Here is a 12747-nt window from a genome sequence, read left to right as displayed (position 1 = left end):
TGAACATGCGGTAGGGCTCCTGGGTGCCCATGGTGATCAGGTCGTCGACCAGCACCCCGAGATAGGCTTCGTCGCGTCGCGGCCACCAGACCGATTCGCCCAGCGCCCGGCGTGCGGCGTTGAGCCCCGCCAGCAGCCCCTGGGCGCCAGCTTCCTCGTAGCCCGTGGTGCCGTTGATCTGGCCGGCGAAGAACAGGTTGTGGATAAATTTGGTTTCCAGCGAATGCTTGAGATCCCGCGGATCGAAGAAGTCGTACTCGATCGCGTATCCCGGCCGCGTGATGTGCGCGTTCTCCAGGCCGACGATCGAACGCACGACCTGCAGCTGGACGTCGAACGGCAGCGACGTGGAGATCCCGTTCGGGTAGAGCTCGTGGGTGTCCAGACCCTCGGGCTCGACGAAGACCTGATGACTGGTCTTGTCGGCGAAGCGATGGACCTTGTCCTCGATCGACGGGCAGTAGCGCGGGCCGACGCCTTCGATCACGCCGGAGTACATCGGCGAGCGGTCGAGATTGGCGAAGATGATCTCGTGGGTACGCTCGTTGGTATGGGCGATATGGCAATCGACCTGACGCGGATGCTGTTCGCGGCTGCCCAGGTAGGACATCACCGGCAACGGCGTATCGCCGGGCTGACGCTCGAGCCTGGAGAAATCGACGCTCTTGGCATCGATCCGCGGCGGCGTGCCGGTTTTCAGCCGATCGACCCGGAACGGCAGCGCCCGCAGCCGCTGGGCCAGCGCATTGGCCGGCGGATCGCCGGCGCGGCCGCCGGCATGATGGTCCAGGCCGATGTGGATCACGCCGCCCAGGAACGTCCCGGTACACAGCACCACGGTATCCGCCATGAAGCGAATCCCGGTCTGGGTGGTGACGCCGACGACAGTGTCGTTTTCCACAACCAGATCGTCGACGCCCTGCTGGAACAGCGTGAGATTGGCCTGATTCTCCAGCATCCCGCGGATGGCGGCCTTGTAGCGGATGCGGTCCGCCTGGGCCCGGGTGGCCCGAACCGCCGGACCCTTGCGCGAATTGAGCACGCGAAACTGGATGCCGGCCAGATCGGTGGCCTGGGCCATGGCCCCGCCGAGGGCATCGATCTCCTTGACCAGATGACTCTTGCCGATCCCGCCGATGGCGGGGTTGCAGGACATCTGGCCCAGGGTCTCGATGTTGTGCGTCAGCAGCAGCGTGCGGGCACCACTTCGTGCCGATGCCAGTGCGGCCTCGGTTCCGGCATGGCCACCGCCGATCACGATGACCTGAAAACGGTCGGGATACTCCACGGTTTACCTCACGAGGTGCCAGCGACGATTTGGCTCGGACAGGCACCCGACGATGAATGGATCAAGAAATCGGCTCGGCCGATTTTGCCGTCGTTCCAGCGACGGAGATGGCGCCGACCCGGAGGGTTCGGTGGCCACGAAAGCCGCCCAGTATAAACCTCCTGTGGGTAACCGTCAGGGGTTTTCCACATCGGGAGCCGTGGGAGCCTCCGGTCATCAGATTCATTATAAAAAAATGAAAAATATATAAAGAAGTTCTGTTGTGGTAGTGACTATTGGTGTGGACACTTTCTGTGGGTAAGTATAAATACCTTATAAAATACAAAACCTTGGATTGTTATTCGATTGTTTGAAAAGCTCTGACGAGGCTGCTGACAAAGGCGTTGGTTCCTGTGGACAGCTTCGCGCCTTGTACACAGCCCCAGCCGCGCACGGGTTATCCACTGCTGCATACGGTATCTGTTACCGCGATGGTCAACAAACCCCCGATCGAGCCGGAGTGCCTGAAGGGACAGGGCTGGAGGCGAATCGACAAAAAAACTGTCCACAGGCAAAAAATCCGCCTCGGGATAACCTTGAGCGACGAAATCCGCCGCCTCGCCACAGTTTTCCTGCGCTCCGGCGATGCCGGTCGCACGGTTTCTATGGCCGAATTCGGCCCGGATGGATCGGGAAAAGGAGAGACATGGGGAAGGTTCTAAGGAGGGCGGGCACGGTGGAGAACCGTCCGTGCCCTTTTGCGGGATTGCTTAATTTGAATTATTAGTGCTTGAGCACGCGGGAGAGGAACGCCTGGGTACGCTCGTGGCGGGGTTGATCGAATAGCTGGTCGGGTGGGCCCTGTTCGACGATCTGGCCGCCGTGAACGAACACCACGCGGTCGGCGACCTCCCGGGCGAAGCCCATCTCGTGGGTGACGATCATCATGGTCATGCCGTCGTTGACCAGCTCCCGCATGGCATCCAGCACTTCGCCGATCATCTCCGGATCCAGCGCGGAGGTCGGCTCGTCGAACAGCATCAGGCGCGGTTCCATGGCCAGCGCCCGGGCCAGCGCCACGCGCTGCTGCTGCCCACCGGAGAGCTGGGTCGGATGCTTGTCGGCCTGATCCGAGATGCCGACCCGCTCCAGCAGCCTGTCGGCGATGGCATCGGCCTGCCGCCGGGTCATGCCGCGGACCTTGCGGGGCGCCAGGGTGACGTTGTCACGGATCGACAGATGCGGGAACAGATTGAACTGCTGGAACACCATGCCGACCTCGGTCCGCACCGCCTGCAGCGATTTGCCGCTGGCCCCATTGGGCAGCAGGGTCTTGCCGTCGACCTCGATGCGACCGGACTGGAACGGCTCGAGGCCATTGACGCAGCGGATCAGCGTCGACTTTCCCGAGCCACTGGCGCCGATGATCACCACGACCTCGCCCTGGGCCACGCTGAGATCGATGTCCTGCATGACGTGCAGGCGACCGAAGTGCTTGTTGACCCCGGCGAGTCGCACGATCGGCGAGGTTCCGGACGCTTGGTCGGCCTCTTGTCGGTTTACGCTATCGTTCATCCCACCAACCCCTTGCGTTCGAGCAGACTCAGAGCCAGCGACAGGCTCAGGGTGATCGCCAGGTAGAGCAGGGCGATCATGAAATAGACCTCCAGCGCGGTGAAGGTGTTGGCGATATAGACCTGGCCCTGACGGACCAGCTCGCCGACGCCGATGACCGAGAACAGCGAGGTGTCCTTGATGCTGACGATACCCTGGTTGCCGAGGGCGGGGATCATCCGGCGCAACGCCTGTGGCCAGATCACGTAGCGAAAGGTCTGGGGCGCAGAGAGTCCCAGCGACAGCCCGGCCTCGCGCTGGCCCCGCTCGATCGATTGCACGCCGCCACGCACGATCTCGGAGATATAGGCGCCGGCATTGAGGGCGATGGCCGCGATCCCGGCGGTCAGCGCGTCGATGGGGCCGCCGAGCAGCGTCGGCAGGCCATAAAAGATGAACAGGTCCTGGACCAGTACCGGGGTACGGCGAAACACCTCCACTTAGACCACGGCGGGCCAGCGTATCCAGCGGGAAGGGCCGATTCGCATCAATCCGAAGACGATGCCGATGACGAAGCCGATGGCGAGGCCGGCGAAGGAGATGAGCAGGGTGTAGGGCAAACCCTTGAGCAGAAACGGCAGCGAATCGATGGCCGCCTGCCAGTCGAACTGGAAGTTGAATTCCACGGGGATCTCCGTAGGCAGCGAAGAGATCTCTCATCGCATCACGACGAGAGATCTCAGGCCGCTGAGGTAGGGGCGTTCTCCACAAGAAATCGGGGGCCGGCGCGCCATGGCGCGGCCCCTGGTCAGGCGGGGTCGATCACTCGGATTCCGGCGCCTCACCGAACCATTTCTTGTGGATCTCGTCGTAGGTGCCATCCTCGTGCATGGCCTCGAGAGCCTGGTTGGTCGGTTCGACCCAGTCGCTCCCCTTGGCGAAGGCGATACCGTACTGCTGGCCTTCGTACAGCGGCCCGACGGTCTTGACCTTGCCCTGACCCTTGGTCTGGGCGAAATAGCCCACATTGGGGGCGTCATAGAAGACCGCATCGGCGCTGCCGCCCATCAGGGCCATGTACATGTCCGAGCTGCCCGGATAGGGGGTGATCTCGGCGCTATCGCCCAGCTTCTCCTGCAGGTAGTCGTAGCTGGTGGAGCCGATCTTGGTGGCGATGCGCTTGCCTTCCAGATCGTCCAGCGAGCCGACGTCGCTGCCGTCGGCAACCAGAATGCGCAGGCCGGAGTCGTAGTAGGGATCGCTGAAATCGACGATCTGCTGACGCTCGTCGGTGATGGTGATGCCGGCAATGGCCAGATCCACGTTGCCGGTCTGAACGGCGGGGATGATGCCGTTGAAATCCATGGTATTGAGATCGATGTCGAAGCCGGCGCGATCGGCGACCTCGTGGAGGATGTCCATGTCGAAACCGACCATCTCGCCGCTTTCCTGGTCCATCATCTCGAACGGCACGAAGCTGGGATCGGTGACCGCCTTGAGCGTGGTGTCCTGGGCCGAGGCGAGCCCGGGGATGCTCAGGGAGAGTGCGACGGCGGGGATGGCGAGCCAGTGGCTCGGCGTCATGTTGTTTTTCATAGGTTCCTCAAGTCGTTGTTCGATCGGGACAATCAACGACTACCTTGAGGACAGTTGTTACTGAACGTCAAGTCGACCTAAGGTTCGTTCGACAATGACTGTGCTCGACCATGCTGCGTCGACAATCGAGAAAAAGGCTCATCTACACCGCGTAGATTCAGCTGTTTCCTCGATTTTCTGCCTTGTCGGCTCGTCGCTCGGCTGATCTCCGGTTCGATGCCTGGCTCACGGCCCAGCTTTCCAGACCGAGAACGGGTTCCTAGACCGAGAACGAGGCACCGCAGCCGCAGGTTGACTGGGCGTTGGGGTTCTTGATGATGAAACGGGCCCCGGCGAGGCCTTCCTCGAAATCCACAGTCGAGCCGACCAGGTACTGGTAGGAGAGGGGATCCACCACCAGACTGACGTCGCCGTTGTCGATCACGGTGTCGTCCTCGGCCGTCTTGTCACCGAGATCGAATCCATATTGAAACCCCGAGCAGCCACCGCCCGTGACATAGACCCGTAGCTTCAGCTCGGGGTTGTTCTCTTCGGCGATCAACGCCCTGACCCGCCTGGCGGCGGCGTCGGTGAAGAACATCGGGGTTGGAGCGAAAGACTCCACTGTACTCATCGTCACGCTCCCGTTCGTGCCGGCCTTGACCAGGCTGTCGAATGAGGTGGGGCGGCAGGGCCGCCATCAGGCCTCCATTATCGTTAATACCGAGTAAAAGGGTCAACTTTAGTGTCGGGGGAAGCCGCCTCCGGCGGACGAGGATCGGTGTATGATGTCGGTTCCGTAACCGCTCGCACGGTGTGGCCGTCCACTTGGCAGGTATCGCGCACGAAAGACGAGCGATCGAGATCGGGCAAGGAGGAGAGTTTGTCACGCGTGCCGCGGTTCGTTCCAAGACGCCCCAGCCTCGAACGTTTTCGACGTCAGCTGGCGAGCGTCGACGCCATGCCCCAACTCTGCCTCCTGGGCATCTTCGCCGGCATTCTGACCGGCTCCGTGATGGTCGCCTTCCGGCTGCTGCTGGAGTTCGGCGCGCTGTTCTTCATTCCCGGCGACGACCCGGAAGCCTTCGAGACCCTGTCGCCGGCGTTTCGCGCGGTGCTGCCGCTGATCGCGGTGGCCCTGATCGGGCTGTGGCTGTGGCCGCAGCCCAGTCGTGCACTGAAGATGGGGATCGGCCACGTCATCGAGCGTCTCGCCTATCACCAGGGCAAGATGCCGCTGCGCAACTGGATCAATCAATGGTGGGTGGGGGTGATATCGGTCATCGGCGGGCTCTCGGCCGGCCGCGAGGGACCGGCGATCCATCTCGGATCCGCCGCCTCGAGCTGGATCGGCTCACGCCTGCGCCTGCCGCACAACAGCCTGCGCGTGCTGGTGGCCTGCGGGACCGCGGCGGGCATTTCCGCGTCGTTCAATACGCCGATCGCCGGCGTCATCTTCGCCATGGAAGTGGTGATGATGGAGTACACCATCGCCGGTTTCATGCCGGTGATACTCGCCGCCACCATGGGGGCGCTGGTCTCGTGGGCGGTCTACGGGTCGGAGCCGGCGTTCAGCGTGCCGCCGCTGCAGCTCAATTCGTTGCTGGATCTACCTTGGATCGTGCTGACCGCGCTGGTCGTCGGCGTGCTGGCCGGTGGTTTCGTGCGTCTGGCCCAGGGGCATCCGTCTATCGCTCGAGTACCGTTCGCCCTGCGCCTGGCGATCATCGGTCTGCTCACCGGTGCCGTGGCGTGGTGGTACCCGCAGGTGCAGGGGATCGGCTACGACAGTCTCGAGCGGATGCTCAACGGGCCGATGGCGCTGGACGTGCTGCTGGTGCTGGCGGTGATCAAGCTCGCCTTGACCGGCGTCTGCATGGCGGGCGGGGTGCCGGTGGGGGTGATCGGGCCGATGCTGGTCTCCGGTGCCGCCGTGGGCGCGGTGATGGGCATGGTCGGCGGCGCGCTGCTGCCGAGCGTGGTCACCACCCCGGCCCTCTACGCGGTACTCGGCATGGCGGCGATGATGGCGGCGGCTCTGCAGGCACCGCTGGCGGCGTTGCTGGCACTGCTGGAACTGACCCGGAACTCGGCGATCATGCTGCCGGGCATGCTGGCGGTGGTGGTCGCCGTTCTCACCGCACGCCAGCTATGCCGCTGTCAGGGATTCTTCCTTTCCAGCCTGAACCAGCAAGGGCTCCATCCGCTGCAGCAGCCCTTGATGCAGGCGCTGTCGCGGGTCGCCGTACCGGCGGTGATGGAGCGCAATCTGGTCCGCACGCCGCGCGTCATCGATCACGACCGGGCCAAGGCGCTGCTCGACTCCAAGCCGACCTGGCTGGTGATCCTCCAGGAGGGCAAGGACAAGCCGCCGCTGGCGATGAAGGCGGCCAATCTGGCGCGGGTGCTGCACGACGAAGCGTGGCTCGCGGAGCATGAGCGGATCGATCTCGAGGAGGTGCCGGGACAGCGTCTGGACCTGGCGCCGGTGCATCTGGAGGCGACGCTCTCCGAAGCCTACGATACGCTCAACGAATCCGGCGTCGACGCGCTCTATGTCGAGCACACCACGGCGCCGATGATTCGCAGGATTTCCGGTATCATCACTCGCGAGGCGATCGAAAACTATTATCGACGTAAACGTTGATAGGATGAAGGCGTCCGGTGTCGAAGTTCAGGACACACCGAAGCGATCGATGAGGAGAGCTCCCATGCGAGAGACGATTGGCCATCTCGCCACACGATCCCTGGCGGTGACGAGCGTCCCGGGGTGGACGCCATGATTCGCTACGAGGACAAGCCCGTGGTGATGGTTCTGGCGGGACACGATCCCAGCGGCGGTGCGGGGTTGGTCGCGGATGCCGAGGCCGTGCGCGGTTGCGGTGGCTGGCCGGTGACCGTACCCACCGCCATGACCGTCCAGTCGACCCGCGACGTGATCAGCGTCGAGTCGTGCAGCGGCGATTTCATCCGTCGCGCGGCCCGCGCCCTGTTCGACGATTTTCGTATCGCGGCGATCAAGGTGGGGCTGATCCCCGACCTCGATGTGCTGGAGGCGGTGATCGACGTCGCCCGGATGAGCCCCGGCACGCCGCTGATCGTCGATCCGGTCATCCGCAGCGGCCGCGGGTCCGAATTATCCACACCCGGTCTGGTCGCGCCGATTCGCCAGCGGCTGTTACCCCTTGTGGATATCCTGACGCCCAACCGGCGCGAACTGGCACTGCTCTCCACCATCGACGACGCCGACGAAGTGGCTCGGGTGGTCGAGGTGATGTCGCTGGGCTGCGCCGCGGTGCTGGTGACCGGTACCGATCCGCTGGACGAGGAATCGACACAGGCCCATGTGGTTCACACCCTGCACACGCCGGAACTCAACCGGCAGTGGCAGTGGCCACGCCTGCCCGCCGACTACCACGGGTCGGGATGTACGCTGGCGTCGGCATTGGCGGCTCGGCTGGCCGCCGGCGAGGGACTCGCGGCGGCTTGCGCGCAAGCGCAGCGATTCACCTGGGATACGCTGGACAACGGCCTGGCGCTGGGCCAGGGCCAGTATCTACCGGACCGGGTCTGGCGCGCGCCGGACTTCGATGCCACGCTGGAGTGATGATGTCGACACGCCCTCCTGCATCGACCCTGAATGGACTCTATGCGATTACCGACAGCCAGCTGTTGCCGGACGATCGTCGCCTGCTGGTCGCCTGCGAATCGGCACTGGAAGCGGGGATCGCGCTGTTGCAGTATCGCGACAAGTCCGCGGACGAGGGCCGCCGCTGGCGTCAGAGCGATGCGCTGGCCGCACTCTGCGAGCGTCACGCGGTACCGCTGATCGTCAACGACGACCTGGAACTGGCGCTGCGACTGCAGCAGCGCTGGGGGGAAGTCGTCGGGCTGCATGTCGGTCAGGAGGATGTCCCGCTGTCGACCGCCAGACGACGCCTGGGAGACCGGGCCATCGTCGGTGCCACCTGCCACGACTCACCGATCCTGGCCCGCCAGGCGGCCGAGGCCGGCGCCAGCTATCTGGCGTTCGGGCGTTTCTTCGCCTCGCGCACCAAGCCGGAAGCCGCGCCGGCGTCGCTATCGATACTCGGGGAGGTGGCGCATCTGGGGTTGCCACGGGTCGCCATTGGGGGTATCGATGCCCGCACCGCCGTCGAGGCACGGCAAGCGGGCGCCGAGATGCTGGCCGTGGTTCATGCCATCTTCGGCATGCCGGATGTGGCCCAGGCGGTGCGCGAGCTCAATGCCGGCCTCACCGGGACGTCATCGACGGAATTCGACATCGACCGATGTCAGTAGAACTTTGCTGGAGAGAACACCATGACCACATCCGCCGAACTCTATGAGCGCGCCTGCCGGCATATCCCGGGCGGCGTCAACTCTCCGGTGAGGGCCTTCAAGGGCATGTCCCAACCGCCGGTCTTCATCGAGCGGGCCCAGGGCGCCTACCTGTTCGACGTCGAGGGTAAACGTTACATCGACTACGTGGGCTCCTGGGGGCCGATGATTACCGGACATGCCGATCCCGAGGTGCTGAATGCCGTTCGCGAACGGCTCGACAGCGGTCTCTCGTTCGGGACGCCGACGGCGATCGAGACCACCATGGCCGACCTGATCTGCGAGATCATCCCCTCCATCGACATGGTGCGAATGGTCAACTCCGGTACCGAGGCGACAATGTCGGCGATCCGGCTGGCGCGGGGGTATACCGGACGCGACAAGATCGTCAAGTTCGAGGGCAACTATCACGGCCACTCGGACTCGCTGCTGGTGAAAGCTGGTTCCGGTGCCTTGACCCACGGCGAGCCTAGTTCACCCGGCGTGCCGGCGTCACTGGCCGAGCACACCATCACGCTCTCCTACAACGACATCGAAGCCGTGCACGAATGCTTCGAGGCCATGGGCGAACAGATCGCCTGCATCATCGTCGAGCCGGTGGCCGGCAACATGAACTGCATACCGCCGCAGCCCGGCTTTCTGGAAGCGTTGCGTGAAGTGTGCGACAGCCACGGCAGCGTGTTGATCTTCGACGAGGTCATGACCGGCTTTCGCGTGGCGCTGGGCGGGGCCCAGGCGCATTACGGCGTCACCCCGGACCTGACCTGCCTGGGCAAGATCGTCGGCGGTGGCATGCCGGTGGGCGCCTTCGGCGGCAAGCGCGACATCATGGAGCAGATCTCGCCGCTGGGGCCCGTTTACCAGGCCGGCACGCTGTCCGGCAATCCGCTGGCGATGGCGGCCGGCATCACGCTGCTCGAGAAGGTGCGCCAGCCCGGTTTTCACGAGGCGCTCTCCACCCGGGTCGAGACGCTCTGTGACGGCCTCGAGGCGCGTGCGCACGAGGCCGGTATCGCACTGATGACACAGCGCGCCGGGGGCATGTTCGGCCTGTTCTTCACGGCGCAACAACGGGTCGATAACTTCGGGCAGACCATGGCGTGCGATGCACAGGCGTTCCGCGATTTCTTCTCGCACATGCTCGAGTCCGGCGTCTACCTGGCGCCATCGGCGTTCGAGGCCGGATTCATGTCGAGCGCGCACACCCATGACCATATTCAGACGACCTTGATGGCCAGCGAGCGCGCCTTCGCCGCCATGCGTCAACAATGAGTCGCGAACGCCACTGACAGGGAGACGACGCATGAGCCGAACGCTGATACAGGCGCTCAAGGAGAGTGATTGTTTCGATCACCCGATTGGCGCTGTCGAAGTGTTCGAGACCCCCATCTCCTGGGTGGTATCGACCGGTGATTACGCTTACAAGATCAAGAAGTCGCTGGATTACGGCAGCTTTCTCGATTTCTCGACGCTGGAGAAGCGGCGTCGCCTCTGCGAACAGGAGGTCGCGCTGAATCGTCGCGTGGCACCGTCGCTCTACATCGGCTGCGTGGCCATCTCGGGAACCGAGAAGTCACCCAGAGTCAACGACGACAGTTCGCCGATCGAATACGCGGTCAAGATGCGCCAGTTCAGCAGCCGCCATCTGTTGAGCTCGCTGCAGGCCAGTGGAGAACTCTCGGCGGAGTTGATCGACGATCTCATCGACCAGTTGGTGGCGCTTCACGAATCCGCCCCCTGCGCCTCGGGGGACAATCCCCTGGGATCGCCGCCGAGCATCCATGGGATGCTGGTCGACGAATTCGACGTGATCGAGCCGCTACTGGAATCGCCCCAGGATCTCGAGCAGCTATCCAGCGTGAAGACGTTGACGCTCGAGAGCTTCGCGCGTCTGGAACCCATCCTGGAATCACGCTGGAGAGACGGCTTCATCCGCGAGAGCCACGGCGACATCCATCTCGGCAACGCGGTGCGGTTCGAGGGCAAGGCGATCCTGTTCAACGGCATCGAGTTCAACGATCGTCTGCGCTGGTGCGACGTGGCCTGCGAACTCGCCTTCCTGATCATGGACCTGGAAGCCCGTGGCGAGCGGGAGTTCGCCCACTATGCCCTCAACCGTTACCTCGAACTGTCCGGGGATTACCAAGCGGTACGACTGCTCAATTTCTACAAGCGCTATCGAGCCCTGCTGCGGGCACGGATCGAACTGGTACGGGACCACGATGCCGGGGTGATGGACGATCTGCCCGGCGGCGAACCGATCGATGTCTTCCGCCGCTATCTGACGATGGCCCAGGAGTACAGCGAATTCCGCTTTCCTTACCTGATCCTGGCGGTTGGCGTCTCCGGCAGCGGCAAGAGCCGGTTCACCGAGGAGATCGTGCGGCGGCTGGGCGGGGTGCGGATACGGTCCGATGTCGAACGCAAGCGGCTATTCGATTTCACCGCGGCACCCGACGATGCGGAAGCCGTCTACAGCGAGAAAGCGACCGACCAGACCTATCGCCGCCTGGCCGAGCTGACGGGCACGGTACTCGAAGCGGGTTTGCCGGCGTGTATCGACGCCACCTGCCTGCTGCTGGAGCAGCGCAAGCGGCTACGTTTCGAGGCGGAAAAGCGGGGACTTCCCGTGCTGATCGTCAGTTTCGAAGCGGATCGGGCGACGTTACGGGCGCGTATCGTCAAACGCGCCCGGCGCAGCGGAGAACCCTCGGAGAGAAGCCTGTCGATTCTGGAGCGGCAATTGGAGCGGTTCGAGCCGTTTGCCAGTGACGAGACGACCCATCTGGTGCATCTCGACACCACCGCACCGGACGCCAATCTGACGCTCGCTTCCCTGATTCAGGAGAGGATGCGGCTGAACTGAGGGGCATCGGGAAGCCACGTCACACTGGCTTCCCGATGAATGGACAGGGGCCGCCCGGTGGCCTCAGCGACGCCCGTTGGCATAGCGCGATGCCATGACCGGAATCGTCCCCAGGTTCTGCCGTGCCCAGTTGGTGGCCTGGATGCGGTTGTGGACGTTGATCTTGCGGAACAGGTTGTAAAGGTGCGACTTCACCGTGTGTTCGCTGACGAACAGCTTTTCCGCGATCTCCGTATTGCTCGCACCGGAGACCAGCAGCGTGACGATCTCCAGTTCTCTCCGTGTCAGACCGCACACGGGCCGATAGGTATTGACCTGTTGACGACGATAGAAGTCGATCAACATCGCCGAGAGCGGCCTGGAAATCCAGAGTTCTCCGCCGAGAAGTTTGATGATTCCCTTGCAGATGAGTTCGAGGCTGTCCTGCCGATAGAACACCCCACGGAGGTGTATGCCGATCAACAGTTCCATGACCTGCTTGTTGTCGCGGACGTTGAAAGCCGACAGGATGATGGCATCGTTCTCCTCGGCTCTGGTGTTCCAGGCCAGTAGGTCTTTCTCCTGAACGTGATCTCCATCCAGGAGTACGAGTACCCTGCTGCCCTCGGGTACCGGAAAACGATCCTGTGGACTGAGTGCCGAGACCCGGCAACCCGTTTTCTGGTGTATGTAATCCAAAAATAGTACGGACTGTGAGTTACAATCCGTAACAAGAACGATGTCGGTGTGTTCAGTGTTCATGGTCTGATCCCTTCGAAGGATTTTAATTAGTGTTTTGCGCTTTTTCGTTGTGATCCTTAGCTGAGCAACCTACTGCCGGTCCGTGATTGTTGGAGCTCAATAGTGTTAATAAAACCCATGCGTTGTAAATATAGGGTATTGAGGTTTTCAAAAAGTGACACGACAGAGACAATTAAGCGGCCCTTAATTTCCCTAATTTAGTTAAAAAAATCAATTTGTTATCCACTGTGGGTCGCTGGTTTTTTTAAGAAACAATGTTTCCTTTTCGAGAAAAAACACGCTCTCGCTCGCGAGGACCCGAAAGCCTCGGCAGGAAAACTACTGAGGTTTCTCATCCCGATATGATGAGTGTTTGATGGCTCCCCGGCCCAGGGTCGCCTATGCCTCGAATCCCACGCGCCGT

At 62.7% G+C, this 12747-nt stretch carries 10 protein-coding genes and 1 pseudogene; 5 read left to right on the top strand and 6 right to left on the bottom strand.

Going from position 1 to position 12747, the window contains the following annotated elements:
- From mnmG to erpA, 5 genes and pseudogenes are all read right to left on the bottom strand, one after another.
- A partial coding sequence (mnmG, locus tag AC3AYF_RS11510; protein ID WP_487779749.1) for a tRNA uridine-5-carboxymethylaminomethyl(34) synthesis enzyme MnmG occupies window positions 1-1288 on the bottom strand: 1288 nt, incomplete at its 3' end.
- Window positions 1289-2050: 762 nt separating this feature from the next.
- Window positions 2051-2842 (bottom strand): amino acid ABC transporter ATP-binding protein, encoded by a 792-nt coding sequence (locus AC3AYF_RS11505; protein WP_295040697.1) that lies wholly within the window; start codon window positions 2840-2842, stop codon window positions 2051-2053.
- Window positions 2839-3507: pseudogene (locus AC3AYF_RS11500) on the bottom strand (amino acid ABC transporter permease). Before AC3AYF_RS11500 ends, AC3AYF_RS11505 begins: the two are co-directional and overlap by 4 nt.
- Before the next feature lie 136 nt (window positions 3508-3643).
- A complete protein-coding gene (locus AC3AYF_RS11495; protein WP_295036013.1) occupies window positions 3644-4417 on the bottom strand; it encodes a transporter substrate-binding domain-containing protein in 774 nt (257 codons plus the stop codon).
- Window positions 4418-4676: 259 nt separating this feature from the next.
- Window positions 4677-5030 carry an iron-sulfur cluster insertion protein ErpA gene (erpA, locus tag AC3AYF_RS11490; protein ID WP_295036014.1) on the bottom strand — a complete coding sequence of 118 codons (354 nt, stop codon included), beginning with the start codon at window positions 5028-5030 and terminating at the stop codon, window positions 4677-4679.
- Between the two features lie 327 nt (window positions 5031-5357).
- On the opposite strand from erpA, the gene AC3AYF_RS11485 reads away from it, so the two are divergent.
- The 5 genes from AC3AYF_RS11485 to AC3AYF_RS11465 all read left to right on the top strand — a co-directional run bounded on the left by AC3AYF_RS11485 (window position 5358) and on the right by AC3AYF_RS11465 (window position 11603).
- Window positions 5358-7043, top strand: coding sequence for a chloride channel protein (locus AC3AYF_RS11485; protein ID WP_295036015.1), 1686 nt, complete (start codon window positions 5358-5360; stop codon window positions 7041-7043).
- 132 nt (window positions 7044-7175) lie between these two features.
- A complete protein-coding gene (gene thiD, locus AC3AYF_RS11480) occupies window positions 7176-8003 on the top strand; it encodes a bifunctional hydroxymethylpyrimidine kinase/phosphomethylpyrimidine kinase (protein ID WP_295036016.1) in 828 nt (275 codons plus the stop codon).
- 2 nt (window positions 8004-8005) lie between these two features.
- Entirely contained in the window at window positions 8006-8698 is a 693-nt protein-coding gene (gene thiE, locus AC3AYF_RS11475; protein ID WP_295036017.1) for a thiamine phosphate synthase, read from the top strand.
- A gap of 21 nt (window positions 8699-8719) precedes the next feature.
- Window positions 8720-10009 carry a glutamate-1-semialdehyde 2,1-aminomutase gene (hemL, locus tag AC3AYF_RS11470; protein WP_295036018.1) on the top strand — a complete coding sequence of 430 codons (1290 nt, stop codon included), beginning with the start codon at window positions 8720-8722 and terminating at the stop codon, window positions 10007-10009.
- A gap of 31 nt (window positions 10010-10040) precedes the next feature.
- A complete protein-coding gene (locus tag AC3AYF_RS11465; RefSeq protein ID WP_295036019.1) occupies window positions 10041-11603 on the top strand; it encodes a bifunctional aminoglycoside phosphotransferase/ATP-binding protein in 1563 nt (520 codons plus the stop codon).
- A gap of 63 nt (window positions 11604-11666) precedes the next feature.
- Here the strand turns inward: AC3AYF_RS11465 and AC3AYF_RS11460 are convergent, their stop codons facing one another.
- Window positions 11667-12344, bottom strand: coding sequence for a LuxR C-terminal-related transcriptional regulator (locus AC3AYF_RS11460; RefSeq protein WP_110715238.1), 678 nt, complete (start codon window positions 12342-12344; stop codon window positions 11667-11669).
- Between the last annotated feature and the right edge of the window lie 403 nt (window positions 12345-12747).

The sequence above is a fragment of the Salinicola sp. genome, assembly GCF_982684285.1.
This window is presented reverse-complemented; position numbering and strand designations above follow the sequence as displayed.